Source organism: Streptomyces sp. TRM49041 (genome assembly GCF_008271805.1).
GTDB lineage: Bacteria > Actinomycetota > Actinomycetes > Streptomycetales > Streptomycetaceae > Streptomyces.
Window position 1 is genome coordinate 77624 of the sequence record NZ_VSRY01000063.1, and the last position, 16723, is coordinate 94346.

Annotated in this window: 13 protein-coding genes; 4 read left to right on the forward strand and 9 right to left on the reverse strand. The window is 74.1% G+C overall.

Going from position 1 to position 16723, the window contains the following annotated elements:
• Window positions 1-3: 3 nt before the first annotated feature.
• Both FVS66_RS04175 and FVS66_RS04180 read right to left on the reverse strand, forming a co-directional pair.
• Complete coding sequence (locus FVS66_RS04175) at window positions 4-1290, reverse strand: SWIM zinc finger family protein (protein ID WP_149179600.1); 1287 nt, start codon at window positions 1288-1290, stop codon at window positions 4-6.
• Window positions 1287-4133, reverse strand: coding sequence for a DEAD/DEAH box helicase (locus FVS66_RS04180; RefSeq protein WP_149179601.1), 2847 nt, complete (start codon window positions 4131-4133; stop codon window positions 1287-1289). Before FVS66_RS04180 ends, FVS66_RS04175 begins: the two co-directional genes overlap by 4 nt.
• A gap of 185 nt (window positions 4134-4318) precedes the next feature.
• Here FVS66_RS04180 and FVS66_RS04185 point away from each other — a divergent pair, with 185 nt between their 5' ends.
• Window positions 4319-4606, forward strand: coding sequence for a DUF6343 family protein (locus FVS66_RS04185; protein WP_149179602.1), 288 nt, complete (start codon window positions 4319-4321; stop codon window positions 4604-4606).
• 70 nt (window positions 4607-4676) lie between these two features.
• Here FVS66_RS04185 and FVS66_RS04190 read toward each other — a convergent pair whose 3' ends face one another.
• The 4 genes from FVS66_RS04190 to rpsA form a co-directional block, all read right to left on the reverse strand.
• Window positions 4677-5045 (reverse strand): tetratricopeptide repeat protein, encoded by a 369-nt coding sequence (locus tag FVS66_RS04190; RefSeq protein ID WP_149179603.1) that lies wholly within the window; start codon window positions 5043-5045, stop codon window positions 4677-4679.
• A gap of 50 nt (window positions 5046-5095) precedes the next feature.
• Window positions 5096-5707 (reverse strand): dephospho-CoA kinase, encoded by a 612-nt coding sequence (gene coaE, locus FVS66_RS04195; RefSeq protein ID WP_149179604.1) that lies wholly within the window; start codon window positions 5705-5707, stop codon window positions 5096-5098.
• A gap of 127 nt (window positions 5708-5834) precedes the next feature.
• Complete coding sequence (locus tag FVS66_RS04200; RefSeq protein ID WP_149179605.1) at window positions 5835-6776, reverse strand: PAC2 family protein; 942 nt, start codon at window positions 6774-6776, stop codon at window positions 5835-5837.
• Window positions 6777-7030: 254 nt separating this feature from the next.
• Window positions 7031-8533: a 30S ribosomal protein S1 gene (rpsA, locus tag FVS66_RS04205; RefSeq protein WP_149179606.1), complete on the reverse strand. Its 1503-nt coding sequence runs from the start codon at window positions 8531-8533 to the stop codon at window positions 7031-7033.
• Between the two features lie 379 nt (window positions 8534-8912).
• On the opposite strand from rpsA, the gene FVS66_RS04210 reads away from it, so the two are divergent.
• Both FVS66_RS04210 and FVS66_RS04215 read left to right on the forward strand, forming a co-directional pair.
• Window positions 8913-9782, forward strand: a complete 870-nt coding sequence (locus FVS66_RS04210; RefSeq protein WP_149179607.1) for a class I SAM-dependent methyltransferase — start codon at window positions 8913-8915, stop codon at window positions 9780-9782.
• 2 nt (window positions 9783-9784) lie between these two features.
• The gene (locus FVS66_RS04215; protein WP_149179608.1) at window positions 9785-12487 is read left to right on the forward strand and encodes an ATP-dependent RNA helicase; all 2703 of its coding nucleotides are present in this window, start codon (window positions 9785-9787) and stop codon (window positions 12485-12487) included.
• Here FVS66_RS04215 and FVS66_RS04220 read toward each other — a convergent pair.
• The 3 genes from FVS66_RS04220 to FVS66_RS04230 form a co-directional block, all read right to left on the reverse strand.
• Window positions 12415-13425, reverse strand: coding sequence for a DUF3068 domain-containing protein (locus FVS66_RS04220; protein ID WP_149179609.1), 1011 nt, complete (start codon window positions 13423-13425; stop codon window positions 12415-12417). The two genes, FVS66_RS04215 and FVS66_RS04220, sit on opposite strands and share 73 nt — an antisense overlap.
• Before the next feature lie 13 nt (window positions 13426-13438).
• Window positions 13439-13636, reverse strand: a complete 198-nt coding sequence (locus FVS66_RS04225) for an SPW_0924 family protein (protein ID WP_149179610.1) — start codon at window positions 13634-13636, stop codon at window positions 13439-13441.
• Window positions 13637-13790: 154 nt separating this feature from the next.
• Entirely contained in the window at window positions 13791-15575 is a 1785-nt protein-coding gene (locus tag FVS66_RS04230) for a lytic transglycosylase domain-containing protein (RefSeq protein ID WP_149179611.1), read from the reverse strand.
• A gap of 247 nt (window positions 15576-15822) precedes the next feature.
• Here FVS66_RS04230 and FVS66_RS04235 point away from each other — a divergent pair, with 247 nt between their 5' ends.
• A complete protein-coding gene (locus tag FVS66_RS04235; protein ID WP_149179612.1) occupies window positions 15823-16641 on the forward strand; it encodes a DUF4184 family protein in 819 nt (272 codons plus the stop codon).
• Window positions 16642-16723 lie beyond the last annotated feature (82 nt).

Consider the following 16723-nt stretch of genomic DNA (forward strand, 5'->3'; position numbering starts at 1 on the left):
CGGTCAGGGCCCGAGCAGTCCGGAGAGCGCGCCCACAGGGTCGGGGTCGGGGGTGCCTCCGGGCCACCAGTCCTCGCAGCCGGCGTCGGACTCGTAGCCGTACCAGAGGCCGTCGCGGCCGTAGCGGAGCTGGAGGGTGGCGGTGGAGAGCCGGTTGTGCCAGGGCCGGAAGTGCGGGAAGTCGGCGGCGAGCAAGGCCGGCCTGGCCCGGTCGAAGGGGCCGGCGGGCGGGTCCCACGGCTCTTCGAGTACGGCCAGTCCGGCCGGGCCGCCCTGCCGCCAGGCGGCCACCGCGCGGGCGAGGTCGGCGGGGGTGCGGTCCAGGGCGGCGGCCAGGTCGCGGTAGAGGGCGCGGGTGGCGGCGGTGAGGCCGGAGCCGGGATGGGCGGCGGCCAGCCGGACGGCGTCCTGCCACGGGGTGAGGGCGGCGACCGGGTCGTGACCGGTGGTCAGATGCGTGTGGGCGCGGGCGGCCGCCTCCGTGGCCAGCAGCTCCAGCGCGAGGGGGTCGGGGGCGTCCGGCGCCTCCGGGTAGGCGGGCGGGCGGCCGGGGTGGGCCGGGGGCGGCAGCGGCGGGGGCAGGACGACCGCGGGCGTGGCCGTCACGGCGGCCCGGGCGGGGACGGTCGGCACGGGCGGCGGCGCGGCGGTGTTCTCGGCGGCGGAGTGGGCGGCGCTGCGGTGGCTGAGCGCGGCGAGGATCTCCTGCTCGCCGCGGCCGCGCATCAGGAACAGCGTGAACGGGTCCTCGTCGAGGAGCCGGGCGGCCTGGTAGCAGAGGGCGGCGGCGTGCTTGCAGGGGAACCCGTCGTCGGGGCAGGAGCAGTCGGGAATGAGGTCGCCCGCGTGCGGGAGCAGGTCGGTGAGGTCGGCCAGGGCGTGCGGCACGTCCTTGTCCAGGAGGGCCGCGATGTGGTCGGGGCGGTCCGCGGCGGCGTCCAGGAACGTCTCCCAGTCGTCGTCGCCGAGGACCCGCAGCCGGATCTGGGCGCGGTACGGGCGGGCGCGGCTGCCGTGGACGTACGCCGTGACCCGGCCCGGCGTGACGGTGATCGCGTCTACGAGGCCACGGCCCGCGTAGGCCCGGCCGCGGGCCAGGCGGGCGGGGTCGAGGGCGGTCTCCTCCAGGGCCGCCACCCATGCGTTGCCCCACCAGGTGGCGGCGAACGCGCCGTCCTCGCGGGTGGCGGGCGGGAGGGGCGGGAAGGTGCGGCGCCGGTCGTCGTGGAGGAGGACCGGGGCCCGGGCCGCACCGCGGGCGGTCCGCCGTGGGGCGGGGCGGGGGGTCATGACGGCCTCCTCAGGGACACCAGGTCGGCCAGCTCGCGGTCGGTCAGCTCGGTGAGCGCGGCCTCGCCGTGGCCGAGGACCGCGTCGGCGAGGGCGCGCTTGCCGAGGAGCATCTCGGCGATGCGGTCCTCGACGGTCCCTTCGGCGATGAGCCGGTGGACCTGGACGGGCTGGGTCTGGCCGATGCGGTAGGCGCGGTCGGTGGCCTGCTCCTCGACGGCGGGGTTCCACCAGCGGTCGTAGTGGACGACGTGCCCGGCCCGGGTGAGGTTGAGGCCGGTGCCCGCCGCCTTGAGGGACAGGACGAAGACGGGGACGTCGCCGGACTGGAAGCGGTCCACCATGCGCTCGCGTTCGGCGACCGGTGTGCCGCCGTGCAGGAGCTGGGACGGGATCGCGCGGGCGGTCAGGTGGGCGGTGAGGAGCCTGGCCATGGACACGTACTGGGTGAAGACGAGGACCGAGCCGTCCTCGGAGATGATCGTGTCGAGCAGTTCGTCGAGCAGGGACAGCTTCCCGGAGCGGCCGGCCAGCCGGACCGGGTCCTCCTTCAGGTACTGCGCGGGGTGGTTGCAGATCTGCTTGAGGGAGGTCAGCAGCTTCATGACCAGCCCGCGGCGGGCGATGCCCTCGGCGCCCTCGATGACGGCCATGGTCTCGCGGACCACCGCCTCGTAGAGGGACGCCTGTTCGCGGGTGAGGGCGACCGGGTGGTCGGACTCGGTCTTGGGCGGCAGCTCCGGCACGATGCCCGGGTCGGACTTGCGGCGGCGGAGGAGGAAGGGGCGGACGAGCCGGGCGAGCCGCTCGACCGCCTCGTCGTTCTCGATCTCCTCGCTGTTCTCGACGGCGCGCGCGTGACGGGCGCGGAACGCCTTGAGCGGGCCCAGCAGTCCGGGCGTCGTCCAGTCGAGCAGGGCCCACAGCTCGGAGAGGTTGTTCTCGACGGGGGTGCCCGTGAGGGCGACCCTGGCCGGTGCGGGGATGGTGCGCAGCGCCTTGGCGGTGGCGGAGAACGGGTTCTTGACGTGCTGGGCCTCGTCGGCGACGACCATGCCCCAGGGGTGGGCGGCGAGCTGTCCCGCGCTGGTGCGCATGGTGCCGTACGTGGTGAGGACGAAGCCGCCGTCGGCGCCGTCGAGGGTGCGGTCGGCGCCGTGGAAGCGGCGCACGGGCACGCCGGGCGCGAACCGGTGGATCTCGCGCTGCCAGTTGCCGAGCAGGGAGGCCGGGCAGACGACGAGGGTGGGTGCCGACCGGGCGCGGCGCAGATGGAGGGCGATCAGTGTGACGGTCTTGCCGAGGCCCATGTCGTCGGCGAGGCAGCCGCCGAGGCCGAGGGAGGTCATGAGGTCGAGCCAGGCGAGGCCGCGCAGTTGGTAGTCGCGCAGGGTGGCGTCGAGGCCGGGCGGCGGGGCAGTGGGGGCGGGCCCGGCGACGAGCCGGTCGCGCAGGGCGGCGAGCGCGCCGACGGGTACGGCGGGAACGGTCTCGCCGTCGACCTCGGCGGTGCCGGTGAGCGCGGCCGCGAGCGCGTCGACCGGCTCCAGCAGGCCGAGCTGCCGTTTGCGGGCCTTGCGGACGAGGGCGGGGTCGACGACGACCCACCGGTCGCGGAGCCGTACGACGGGCCGGTGGGCCTCGGCGAGGGCGTCCATCTCGCGCTCGGTGAGGTGGTCGCCGTCGAGGGCGAGCTGCCAGTCGAAGCGGAGCAGTTCGGCGCTGTCGAAGAACGCCGTGCCGTCGGTGGCGGAGCCGGGGGCGGGCCGGACGACGGCGGTGGCGGTGAGGGAGCGGGCGAGCTCGCGGGGCCAGTGCACGGTGACGCCGGCCGCCTCGAGCCGGGTCGCGGCGGGGCCCAGCAGTTCGTACAGCTCGTCCTCGGTCAGGGCGAGGACGTCGGGGACGGGCCGCTCCAGGAGCCGGGTGAGGGGCGGCCAGACGCGGGCGGCGCGCCGGAGCGCCAGGACCGCGTCCACGCGGGCGCGCGGCCCTGGATGCTCGTCGCCCTGCCCCGCCCACAGTGCCGCGGCATCGATGACGATGGCCGGGTCGGCGAGGCTGTGCACCTGGACGACCGCGGCGGCGGCGCGCCGCTCGTCGCCGCCCTCCGCGGCGGTGTCGAAGACTTCGTACGAGGCCAGGTCGAGGCGGAGGGAGACGCGGACGCCCGCGTCCATGCCGGCGGCGGCCTCGGCGGCCCAGGCGCGCGCGTGGGGCAGCCGCTGCGGTGCCCGGGTGGCGAACGGCTCGCCCACGGCGTACGCGGCGGCGGGTGTGCGTGGCAGCGTGTCGGCGACCGCGTCCAGGAAGGCCCGTACGAGCGCCTCCGGCTCGGCGAGCTGGAGCGGACGGCGGCCCGGTACGGGCACGGCGTGCGCCTCGTACGGCATGGCGGCGGCCACGGTGCGGAGGTGGGCGATGTCGTCGGCGTCCAGCGGCCCTGCCCGCCAGGCGTCCAGGTCGTCGGCGGTGAGGCCGGGCAGCAGCCGCCCGCGCGCGACCAGGTGCAGCCCGTGGAGCGCGGCGGCCCCCCAGCAGGCGGTCGCCGGGTGCGCACTCGGGTCGTGCCGGGCGGCGGCGAGCAGTGGCAGCGCTTCGGCGACGGACAGCAGCAGCGCGGGCACGCCCCGGCTGCGGACACCGTCGCCATGGCGCCTGACGACGGTGAGGGTGCCGGTCCCGGCCGCCGTGCCGGGCGGGCCGGCGGGGAGCGGGTGGCCGTCGGGGGACCAGAAGGCGACGCGGCCCTCGCGGGGCAGGGCCGCAGGGAGGAACACGGCGGCGCAGCCCTGCGGTGCGCGTGGCTGTGCGTGTGCGTATGCGTCCTTCGTGTCCCGCATAGGGCCGCGTCACCTCCCCTGATGTGCCCCGGTTGATGTGCCCCGGTGTCGGTGTCCTGCGATACCGGTGTCCTCTGGTCTCCGACCTTACGGCGAGGGTCTGACAACCGGCCGGGGCGCCGCCCGGCGACGCGGGATCAGAGGCCGCTTCGTGGGTACACGTGCGGTCGGGAGAGAGATGACCCATGCGGACAGGCAATGAACCGATCACCGCACGCAGTGCTCTCAGGCTGCGTTTCTGGCTGAGCCTGTGGGGCCTGGTGTGGGCCATCGGCGGAACCACGGCGTTCGCGCTGACCGGGCACACGGGCTGGGCGATCGCCTGCGGCGTGCTGCTCCTCGTGGTGGCCACGGACCTGGTCATGATCGTGCGCCACATCAGACAGGGCGCCCACTACCAGCCGGGCCCCGAGGTCCCGCCGTACGCCCCGTACGACGCCCGGCGGCGCCGTCGCCCGCCGACGCTGCCGTGACCGGGCCCGACACCGGCGCAGGACCCCGACAGCGGCGCAGGACGGAGTACGCAGCACGGAGTACGGGGCCTCAGTCGGCGGCGTCGAAGCGCGCCGCCTCCAGGTATTCGGGCTTCGGGTCCAATGCGGCGGCAAGCCTGAAGTGCCGCTTCGCGTGCTGGGGGCGGCCTGCGCGCTGAAGGGTGCGGGCCAGCCCGAAGTGGGCGAAGGCGTTGTCCGGCTCCCGCTCCAGGACCAGTTCGAACTCCAGCTCCGCCGGGCGGAGTTGGGCGGCCGCGAAGAAGGCGCGGGCACGCAGGAGGCGTGCGGCTGTGTTCTCGGGATGAGCCGCGATCACCGAGTCGAGCAGCTTCACGGCCCCGCGCGGGTCGCGCGCGGCGAGCAGCTGTTCGGCCGCCCGGTAGTCGATGACGTGGGTCTCCGGGTTGCTGTCGGGCACGGTCCATTCCTTCCCTCGGATCCGGCCGTTCAACATCCCCGGCCGCGTGCCTATTCCGGCGCGGTCCGCGCGGCGCGCGCCGCGAGTTCCTCCCACACCTCGCGCACCTGCGGTTCGAGGGCTTCGAACGGGCCGTCGTTGTCGATGACGTAGTCGGCGACGGCACGCCGCTGCGCACCTGTGGCCTGGGCGGCCATCCGGGCGCGGGCCTCCGGCTCGGTCATGCCGCGGAGCCGTACGAGCCGGTCGAGCCGGGTCTCGGGGGACGCGTCGACGACCACGACGACGTCGTACAGGGGCGCCAGCCCGTTCTCGGTGAGGAGGGGGACGTCATGGACGACCACGGCGTCGGGCGCGGCTGCCGCCTGGAGCTCCGCGGAGCGGGCGCCGACGAGCGGGTGGACGATGCCGTTGAGAGTGGCCAGCCGGTCCGCGTCGGCGAACACGATGGAGCCGAGCCTGGGGCGGTCCAGAGTGCCCTCGGGCGTCAGTACGTCCGGCCCGAACGCGTCCACGACGGCCGCCAGCCCGGGAGTGCCGGGCTCGACGACCTCGCGGGCGATCTTGTCGGCGTCGATCAGTACGGCGCCGTACCGGACGAACAGCCGGGACACCTCGCTCTTGCCGGCACCGATTCCACCGGTCAGACCTACCGTCAGCATGAGCGGAAGCTTAGGCTCTGCCCCGCGGGAGCGGTCGGCCGCCCCTCGCGGAGACACGGGCGGCGCCGGACGGGGCGGTCGCGCCCCGCGAGGCCGGGCCGGCCCGTCCCGTCACCCCCCGGCGTCCTTACGGTGTGTCCCCCTCGCGTTCCGCCAGGAAGCGCTCGAACTCGCGGCCGATCTCGTCGGCGGAGGGGAGGTCCGCGGGCTCGGCGACGAGGCTGCCACGGCTTTCGGCGCCGGCGAGGGCGTCGTACTGGTGCTCAAGGCCCTTGACCAGGGCGACGAGCTCCTCGTCGCCCTCACCGATCTGGCGGTCGATCTCGGTCTGGGTGCGCTGCGCGGCGGTGCGAAGGTGGTGCGCGACGCTCGGGAGGACCAGGCCCGTCGCGGCCGTGATGGCCTCGATGGCGGTGAGCGCGGCGTCCGGGTACGCGGAGCGGGCCACGTAGTGCGGGACGTGCGCGGCGATGCCCAGGACATCGTGCCCCGCCTCCACCAGCCGGAACTCGGTCAGGGCGGCCGCGCTGCCCGGCACCTGCGCCTCGTCGAACGGGCTGCGGTGCCCCGGTACGAGGTCGGCGCGGTTGCCGTGCGGGGTGAGGCCGACGGGGCGGGTGTGCGGGACGCCCATCGGAATGCCGTGGAAGTTGACGGAGAGGCGCACCCCGAGCCGCTCGATGATCTGCCGTACGGCCACCGCGAACCGCTCCCACTCGACGTCGGGCTCGGGGCCGGACAGCAGCAGGAAGGGCGCCCCGGTGGCGTCCTGGACGATGCGGAGCTCGATGGCCGGCGTCTCGTACCCGGTCCAGCGGTCGCGGCGGAAGGTGAGCAGCGGGCGGCGCGCCCGGTAGTCGACCAGGCGGTCGTGGTCGAAGCGCGCCACCACCTGGTGGGGCAGGGAGTCCAGCAGGCTTTCGACGATCTGCTCGCCGGTCTCGCCCGCGTCGATGTATCCGTCGAAGTGATAGAGCATGATCAAGCCGGCCGACTCCTGGGCCAGCGCCATGTCGGCGACGGCCAGGCCCTTCGGCTCCCATGCGTACAAGTCCTGCGGATCCAGCACGATTACCGCTCCTCCTCGTGTTCCTACCGAAGAACGTCGCACGCGCCACTGGCATTCCCCGGATGGCACCCATGTCCCCGGCACGGCACGCCCTTTGGCCCAGACCCAGGTGCACACCCAGCGGTCCGGCCGGGGCTGCGGCACCGCGGGAGGGCACCGCAGGAGGGCAGCACGGGAGAAGCACTGAGGCCCGTCCCTTCCGGGACGGGCCTCAGTGTTACCAGCTAGGAGCTAGCGGGGCGGTGCCGAGCCGTTCAGCTCTGGCCGCCGGCCAGCTTCTCGCGGAGGGCGGCCAGCGCCTCGTCCGACGCCAGGGCGCCGGACTGGTCGTCCGACTCCGAGGAGTACGAGCCACCCGTGGCACCCGCCGGGGCACCGGCCGGAGCGGCGGGGCCACCCTCGGCAGCGGCGGCGGCGTCGGCCTCGCGGGACTTGATGACCTGGGCCTGGTGCTGCTCGAAGCGCTGCTGCGCCTCGGCGTACTGGGTCTCCCAGGCCTCGCGCTGGGTCTCGTAGCCCTCGAGCCAGTCGTTGGTCTCGGGGTCGAAGCCCTCGGGGTAGATGTAGTTGCCCTGGTCGTCGTACGACGCGGCCATGCCGTACAGGGTCGGGTCGAAGTCGACCGAGGCCGGGTCGGCACCGAAGGACTCGTTGGCCTGCTTCAGCGAGAGGCTGATGCGGCGGCGCTCGAGGTCGATGTCGATGACCTTGACGAAGATCTCGTCGTTGACCTGGACGACCTGCTCCGGGATCTCCACGTGGCGCTCGGCCAGCTCGGAGATGTGGACCAGACCCTCGATGCCCTCGTCCACGCGGACGAACGCACCGAACGGAACCAGCTTCGTGACCTTACCCGGGACGACCTGACCGATCTGGTGGGTCCGGGCGAACTGCTGCCACGGGTCCTCCTGCGTCGCCTTCAGCGACAGGGAGACACGCTCACGGTCCATGTCGACGTCGAGGACCTCGACGGTGACCTCCTGGCCGACCTCGACAACCTCGGACGGGTGGTCGATGTGCTTCCAGGACAGCTCGGAGACGTGGACCAGACCGTCGACACCACCCAGGTCCACGAAGGCACCGAAGTTGACGATCGAGGACACGACGCCGGAGCGGACCTGACCCTTCTGGAGGGTCGTGAGGAACGTCTGGCGGACCTCGGACTGGGTCTGCTCCAGCCAGGCACGGCGGGACAGGACCACGTTGTTGCGGTTCTTGTCCAGCTCGATGATCTTGGCCTCGAGCTCCTTGCCCACGTAGGGCTGGAGGTCGCGGACACGGCGCATCTCGACGAGGGAGGCCGGCAGGAAGCCACGGAGGCCGATGTCGAGGATGAGACCACCCTTGACGACCTCGATGACGGTACCGGTGACGATGCCGTCCTCTTCCTTGATCTTCTCGATGGTGCCCCAGGCGCGCTCGTACTGGGCGCGCTTCTTCGAGAGGATCAGGCGGCCTTCCTTGTCCTCCTTCTGGAGAACAAGGGCCTCGATCTCGTCGCCGACCTTGACGACCTCGTTCGGGTCGACGTCGTGCTTGATCGAGAGCTCGCGGCTCGGGATGACACCTTCGGTCTTGTAACCGATGTCGAGCAGGACCTCGTCCCGGTCGACCTTCACGATGACGCCGTCGACGATGTCGCCGTCGTTGAAGTACTTGATCGTCTCGTCGATCGCGGCGAGGAAAGCTTCCTCGTTACCGATGTCGTTGACCGCAACCTGCGGGGTGGTGGCGGTGGTCTCGGTGCTGCTCGTCATGTGGGAAAGGGCTCCGGTACGGACATTGAAGTCGTAGGTACTGCTACGCCGAGAGCCCGTATCGCAGCTGCAGAAGCCGGACAGCCAAGGAAGCGCCCATCCCAGCGACTGGGTGGCGCCTCGACAACCGAGGGGACATACAACAGATGCGAGCGCGACCTGCTCCGTCTGAGGCGCGCAGGCCCGCAGCGCAACCTTTAGCATACGGGCGCCGTGGGGCCCGGTCAATGCGCGAAGGCGCCCACCCGGGGCGGAAGGCCGCATACCCGGCACAACTAAGCTGGACCGAGGCCATCGTGGCCGCGACGCGCCGGTGACACGCCCACTACGCCGCCTCGCACACGTGCGCTGTGCGACGCAAACTACAACGACGGACGAGATGATCCAAGACTACGAGCCGGAAGCCACCCGCCGTGACGCGGACGACGCGGAGAGCAGCAGGGCCAGCCGCGGCTGGTGGGACCGGAACGCCGACGAGTACCAGAGCGACCACGGCGGGTTCCTCGGGGACGACCGGTTCGTCTGGGGACCGGAGGGGCTGGACGAGGCGGACGCCGGCCTGCTGGGCCCCGCCGAGTCGCTGAACGGCCTGGACGTCCTGGAGATCGGCGCCGGCGCGGCCCAGTGCTCGCGGTGGCTGGCTGCCCAGGGGGCGAGGCCGGTCGCCCTGGACCTGTCCCACCGCCAGCTCCAGCACGCGATGCGCATCGGCGGCACCGGGGGCGGCGCCGGCGGGGTGTCGCTGGTCGAGGCGGACGCCGGGGCGCTGCCGTTCCGGGACGCCTCCTTCGACCTGGCCTGCTCGGCGTACGGGGCGGTGCCGTTCGTCGCCGACCCGGTGAAGGTGTTCCGGGAGGTGCGGCGGGTACTGCGGCCGGGCGGCCGCTGGGTCTTCTCCGTGACGCACCCCATCCGCTGGGCCTTCCCGGACGAGCCCGGGCCCGAGGGTCTGTCGGTGGCGGCCTCGTACTTCGACCGCACCCCGTACGTCGAGCAGGACGAGCGGGGCCGGGCGGTGTACGTGGAGCACCACCGGACGATCGGCGACCGGGTGCGGGACGTGGTGGCGGGCGGGTTCCGGCTGGTGGACCTGGTGGAGCCGGAGTGGCCCGCCTGGAACAGCCAGGAGTGGGGCGGCTGGTCCCCGCTGCGGGGCAGTCTGATCCCGGGCACGGCGATCTTCGTGTGCGAGCGAAGCGAGACGAGCGAGATGGGTGTCCCTCCGGCCGACAGCCGGGGGAGGGACTGACCGTGATCCGTGGTGGGGAACGGGAGCGGCTTCCCGTACGGAGCGCCCTGCCCGCGCTGGAGCGGGCGCTGGACGAACACGGGGCGGCCGTGCTGTGCGCGCCGCCGGGCACGGGCAAGACCACGCTCGTACCGCTGGCGCTGGCGGAGCGATCAGCACGGGCGGCGCGAAGCGCTCCGTACGGGGGCGGCGGTCGGACGACGGGCGGGCGCGTCGTGGTCGCCGAGCCGCGGCGGATCGCGGCCCGGGCGGCGGCCCGGCGGATGGCGTGGCTGCTCGGCGAGAAGGTGGGCGGCCGGGTCGGGTTCACGGTGCGCGGCGAGCGGGTGGTGTCGCGGGAGACGGTCGTCGAGGTGGTGACGACGGGTGTGCTGCTGCAGCGGCTCCAGCGCGACCAGGAGCTGGCCGGGGTCGATGTGGTGATGCTCGACGAGTGCCATGAGCGGCATCTGGACGCGGACACGGTCGCGGCGTTCCTGCTGGACGTACGGGCGACGCTCCGGCCCGAGCTGCGGCTGGTGGCCGCGTCGGCGACGACGGACACCGAGGGGTGGGCGCGGCTGCTGGGCGGCGCGCCGGTCGTGGAGGCGGCGGGGGTGGCGCATCCGGTGGAGGTGGTGTGGGCGCCGCCGGACGGGCGGGGGCGGCCGCCGCACGGGGCCGGGGTCTCCCCCGCTCGTACGCAGCCGAGAGCTTGGGGAAGGGTGGACCCGGCGCTGCTGGCGCACGTGGCGGGTGTGGTGCGCAGGGCCCTGGCGGAGCGCGAGGGCGACGTGCTGTGCTTCCTGCCCGGTGTGGGCGAGATCGCCCGGGTGGCGGGACTGCTGGCCGACGTGCCCGGCGTGGAGGTCCTCCAGGTGCACGGCCGGGCGCCGGCGGCGGTGCAGGAGGCCGTCCTGTCGCCGGGGCGCGGGCGCAGGGTGGTGCTGGCGACGGCGGTGGCCGAGTCGTCGCTGACCGTGCCCGGGGTGCGGGTCGTGGTGGACTCGGGGCTGGCGCGGGAGCCGCGTGTGGACCATGCGCGGGGTCTGAGCGCACTGACGACGCTGCGAGCGTCGCGGGCGTCGGCCCGGCAGCGCGCGGGCCGTGCCGGGCGTGAGGCGCCGGGTGCGGTGTACCGGTGCTGGGCGGAGGCGGAGGACGGGCGGCTGCCCGCGTTCCCGGCACCGGAGATCCAGGTGGCCGACCTGACGGGTTTCGCGCTGCAGGCGGCGGCGTGGGGGGACCCGGACGCGTCGGGCCTCGCCCTGCTGGACGCGCCGCCGGCGGGTGCGATGGCGGCGGCGCGGGCGGTGCTGACGGCGATCGGCGCGGTCGACGCGGGCGGCCGCGTGACCGAACGCGGCACGCGCATGACACGCCTCGGCCTCCACCCCCGCCTTGCCCGCGCCCTCCTGGACGGCGCTCCGCTGGTGGGCCCACGGCGAGCCGCGGAGGTCGTCGCCCTGCTGAGCGAGGAGCCCCCGCGCGAGTACGGCGACGACCTGGCGGCGGCGTGGCGCGCTGCCCGCCGGGGCGGCGACGCGTACGGAACCCGCTGGCGCGCGGAGGTCCGACGCCTTGCGGGCCAGCTGGGCGCGGGCGACCCCGACGAACCCGGCGCTGCCGCGGCCTCCGCGGGCACCACAGGCGCCCGGAGCTCGGCGAGCCGGCTCGGCGGCGAGGGCCGGGCCGGCCGCGTGAGCTGCCCGGAGGACCCGTCGCGCGGCGCGAGAAGCCCGGGCGGGCGTGGGGTGTCCGATGATGTGGCGGCCGGGGCCGTGGTCGCGTTGGCCTTTCCCGAGAGGGTGGCCCGGGCCCGGGGTGGCGGTGCGTTCTTGATGGTGGCCGGGACCGGGGGCGAGGTGGGGCAGGGCTCCGGGTTGCGGACGGCGTCGTGGTTGGCGGTGGCGGTGGCCGACCGGCCCGCGCACGCGGCGTCGGCGCGGGTGCGGCTCGCCGCAGTGTGCGACGAGGACACCGCGCGTGCGGCGGCGGGGCATCTGCTGGTCGCGGGCGACGAGGTGCGGTGGCAGGACGGTGACGTCGTGGCGCGTTCCGTGGAGCGGCTGGGCGCGGTCGAGCTGGCAGTACGGCCGCTCGGGAACGCCGAGCCCGGCCTCGTACGGGAGGCGTTGCTGGACGGGCTGCGGCGGGAGGGACTCGGGCTGCTGCGGTGGGCGCGGGAGGCGGCCCGGCTGCGGGAGCGGCTGGCGTTTCTGCGGCGGGCGGTCGGGGCGCCCTGGCCCGACGTCTCCGACGACGCGCTGCTGGAGCGGGCCGACGAGTGGCTGGAGCCCGAGCTGTCGGCGGCGCGGCGGCGCGGCGATCTCGCGAGGATCGACGCGGGCGAGGCGCTGCGGCGGCGGCTGCCGTGGGCGACCGGTGACGCGGCGCGCCTGGACGAGCTGGCGCCGGAGCGGATCGAGGTGCCGAGCGGGTCACGGGTCCGGGTCGAGTACGGGGACGAGCAGCCGGTCCTCGCGGTGAAGCTCCAGGAGATGTTCGGGCTCGCGGAGACACCGCGGGTCGCCGGTGTGCCCGTACTGGTGCATCTGCTGTCGCCCGCGGGGCGGCCGGCCGCGGTGACCGCCGACCTGGCGTCGTTCTGGCGGGACGGCTACCGCTCCGTACGGGCCGAGTTGCGCGGCCGCTACCCCCGGCACCCCTGGCCGGAGGACCCCTCCACGGCCACGCCGACACGGCGCGCCAACACGCGCCGCTGACGGGCACGGGCCTCCAGGGCGAGGGCCAGCGCGAAAAGGGCGACGCCGAGCAGCGCGCAGGTCCACGGGCCGTACCGGACGAGGATCAGCACCTTCGTGCGGTTGGCCGTCACCAGGTCGACGGTGTGCGCCAGGTAGTCCGCGCGCATCCTGACGTGCCCGGCGAAGGCGGTGACCCGGTCGCGGCCGCCGAGCAGGCTTCCGCCGCGCAGCTCCTCGCGGTGGATCTCCTCGCCGTTGACGGGCGCCCCGGTGACCGGTTCGACCCAGAACATCCGCTTGGTGGTGTACCAGCGGGTGGTGCCGGTCTGCGCTTCCAGGGTGGTCGAGTCGATGCCCGGCAGGGGCATCTTCTTCGGGTACGGCACCTTGGTCCAGGGGACGGTCTGTTCGAAGTAGTAGACCTCCAGGCCGCGGAAGGTGCGTGTGCCCCGGTACCGGATGGGGGCGGAGCTGCGGGTCTGCGCGTCGAAGTAGGCGTAGTCCCGCTTCTCGGTGAGGAAGGGCCACTTGTACGCGATGCCGTCGCGCCGTACGCGGTCGCCGTCGACCGACTCGCCGGTGGCGTGGACGGGGTCCTGGGTGTGGGCGTCGAAGATGTAGCGCTCGGGGATCTGGGAGACCATCGCGCCGTCGGGGCCGACGACATGGGAGAGCGCGTCCCACACGACGACCTGGCGCCCGGCGTCGCGCTCGATCCTGCGGGACTCCTCGACGTTGCCCTTGAGCGTCTGGACGATGGTGACCTTCTCGACCTGTTCGGCCCGCATCGTGTCGTACCGCAGGAGGGTGGCGGGTCGGGCCTCCAGGACCGTCTCCTGGTACTGGCCCGCGGGGATCTTCGCGAGCCGGGGGAAGGCGTACCAGCGCAGCATGGGTGCCGTCGCGGCGCAGAACACGGCGAGGGCGAGGGCGGCGAGGGCGGCTCTGGTCCGCATGGCGGGCCGCCGGCTAGTTCCCGGGCCCGGAACCGGCTTCGCCGGAACCCGCGTCGCCGGGGCCGGGGCCGCCTCCGGGGCCTGGTGGCACGGTGGTGAGGAGCGGCTCGGGCGAGGTCTCACCCTCGGGCGCGACCTCCACCGCCGCGAGCAGCAGCATGAGGAGGAGTACGGGGGTCAGCCCGGCGGCGACGGCTGCGAGGACGCGCATGGTGGGACCTCCCGGCACATCATTCCTGACGGATCGTCAGGTCGGCGCGTCGGCACCGTAGCAACGCGGACGTGAGATGAGAACACCCCGGGGGCAGAGGTACGGCCCGCCGCCCCGGGTCCCGGGGCGGCGGGCCGCGCGTCCCACGGTCCGGTCAGGCGACCTCGAGCTCCACGACCAGTGTCGCGCCGCCCTCCGCGGTCAGACGGAGGAGGAACGTGCCTGTCCGGCCGTCGGCGTACATCTTGGGGAGCTGGAGGACTCCGTCGGCGTCCGTCTCCAGTCCGGTGAGCGTACGGATCGGATCGCCCTGCTCGTCCTTGAAGAACGGGCCCTCGGTGTTCGGCCGGAGCGTACCGTCCTCGGTGTCGACGACCATCGTGGCGGTAAGGGTCGTACCGGCGACGGCGGCGCCCTTGCGGGTGGCCTTCACCGTGAGCTGCTCGGCGAACTCGCCTTCGGGGGCCGCGGTCGGCGCGGCCGCCTCGCCGGTGCGGGCGAGGGTGTCGGCCTGGCCGGTGGTGACGGCCGCCGTGTAGGTGAGCGGCTCCAGCGTCTCGCGCTGCGGCACGGTGGCCCGCACCGTGAACTGCCCGGTCCGCTCGCCGGCCCGGAGGGCGGGCGCGGTGGCGGTGCCGTCGACGCCGGTGGTGACGGTGACGGCGGACCTGCCGTCGGCGAAGCGCGCGTCGGTGTCGCCGACGATCTCGAACCGGACCGTGACCTGGGCGACCGCGTTGTCCCACGCGTCACGCGCGACGGCCACCGGGCGCTCGGCGAACTCGGTGCCCGCCGGGGCCGTGAGGGCGCCAGTGCCGGCGTCCTGGAGCTGGTGCACCCTGTCGGCGGGCGCCGTGGGCAGGGTGGGCGTCGGGTCCGGCGTCGGGCTGGGGGTCGGCCGCGACGGCGGCTCGAACGACTGCGACGCGTCCGGCGTCGGGGTCGGGGTGGGGGTGGGGGTGGGGGCGGGCTTGCTGGGCGACGAGGTGGATGTGGGTGTGGGTGTGGAGGCGGGCGCGGGGGTGGGCGTCGGAGTGCCGGTCGAGGGCCTCGGCGTCGGGGTGGGTGTGGTGCCGGAGTTGTTCCTGCCGCCACCGCTCCCCGTACGGGAGTCGCTGCGGTCGACGGGCTGGACGCCGGCGCCGTCGGGGACCTGGTGGGTGCCGCGCTTGTAGAACTCGAACCAGGACAGGACCGTCCGCAGATACTCCTGCGAGCGGTTGTAGCTGAGGATCGCCCGGTCCAGGTCGGCCTTGACCGCCAGGTCACGGTTGTTGGCGCACAGGTACATACCCGCGGCCTGCGCGGCGTCGTAGATGTTGTTCGGGTCCTTGCGGCCGTCGCCGTTGGCGTCCTGACCCCAGGAGGCCCAGGTGGACGGGATGAACTGCATGGGGCCGACGGCGCGGTCGTAGCGGCTGTCGCTGTCGTACGCGCCGTCGTCGGTGTCGGGGATGTTGGCGAAGCCGTTGCCGTCGAGTACGGGGCCGAGGATCGGGGCGAGCGTGGTGCCGTTGGCGTCGACGCGGCCGCCGCGGGCCTGACCGGACTCCACCTTGCCGATGCCCGCGAGGAGTTGCCAGGGCAGGTTGCAGCTCGGCTTGACGCCCTTGACGTGCTGCTCGGCCTTCTTGTAGGCGGCGAGCACGGTCGCCGGTATGCCCGCTTCGGCCGTGCCGGTGCCGATGGAGGCGGCCTCGGTCTCCCCCGGCTTGACCGGGTGGGGGCTGTTCAGCGGCGGCAGGTCGGTGTAGTAGGGGGAGTCGCCGGTGGCGGTGGAGTCGGCCGCGCCGGAGGCCGTACCGTCGCCCGCCGTGCCCTCTCCGACGACCGGGGTGACACCCGGCGCCTGTGATGCCGAGAGCGCTGCCACGGCTGCCGCGGCCACCGCTGTGGTGGTGGCCCCCTTCCGCAGTCGACGGCCGAGATGCGCTGCCATACGTCTGTCCCTCCCCGATGGCGCCCGTCGGCGCCGATGACGACTGCCGCGCGCCCCATGCGCGGACTCAGGCGACCCTACGTCAACTCGAAGGTGCACCACACCGAGGACTGACCGGTTTTCACGCTTTCGCCACCAGTCGTCTTTTCAGATGTCCGACCCTGACGATGCCACCTCTCGATCACATCATGATTGATGCTGACCGCAATTGATGATTTGAGACCGCTTCTCTGGGGGCCCGCCGTTCATGCCGTTCACAATCAGCCATGCCGCCGCCGTACTGCCCGGGATACGGAGGTCAGGCGCGGCGCGAGGCCCGCTGGTCGCGTCAGCCCTCGTCATGGGCTCGTTCGCGCCCGATATGACGTACTTCGCGGACAGTGTCGTCCCCGGCGCCATGGCCTTGGGCGCGCTCACACACAGCGCGTGGGGCGTGTTCACCGTCGACGCGTTGACCGCCGCGGTCCTGGTCGCCCTATGGCTGATGGTGCGTGAGCCGCTGGTGGCACTGCTGCCCGGGCGGTGGCGGGGCCGGGTGTACGAGGCGCTGCGGGGCCGGTCCTGGTGCGAGCGGCATCCGGCGGCGCTGGCGGCCTGGTTCTACGTCTCGGCGGTCATCGGCGCGACGACCCATGTGGTGTGGGACCTGTTCACGCACGCCGACCGGTGGGGCACGCGCGTCCTGCCCGTACTGGGCGAGATCGTGGCGGGCTTCCCGATGTACCTCTACGCCCAGTACGGCGGTTCGGCGGCGGCCCTGGTCGTCATCGGGTGGTTCGCACACGGCGCGCTGCGGCGGGTCCCGGCGGAGGCGGCCGGCGCGCCCGGGCCGCGGCCGGGACTGACGCGGCGGGGCCGGTGGCTGGCGGGCGGCCTGCTCCTGGCGTGCGTGGCGGCCGGGGTCGTCCACCGGTGCCTGCGCTGGTACGCGTACTGGGGACGGATCGAGACGCCTTTCGACATCATCCCGACCGCGTGCTTCGGCGCCGGGGCGGGACTGGCCGTGGGCGTCGTCCTCTACGGCGCCGGGATGCGGCTGCGGGCGGGCAACGCGACCCGCCCCTGAGACCCGGCCGGGGGCGGCGCACCGTACGGCGGCGCGCCGCCACCCGTGGCCGGGTGCCCGGGCCGAGCGGGTCCGGGCCGAG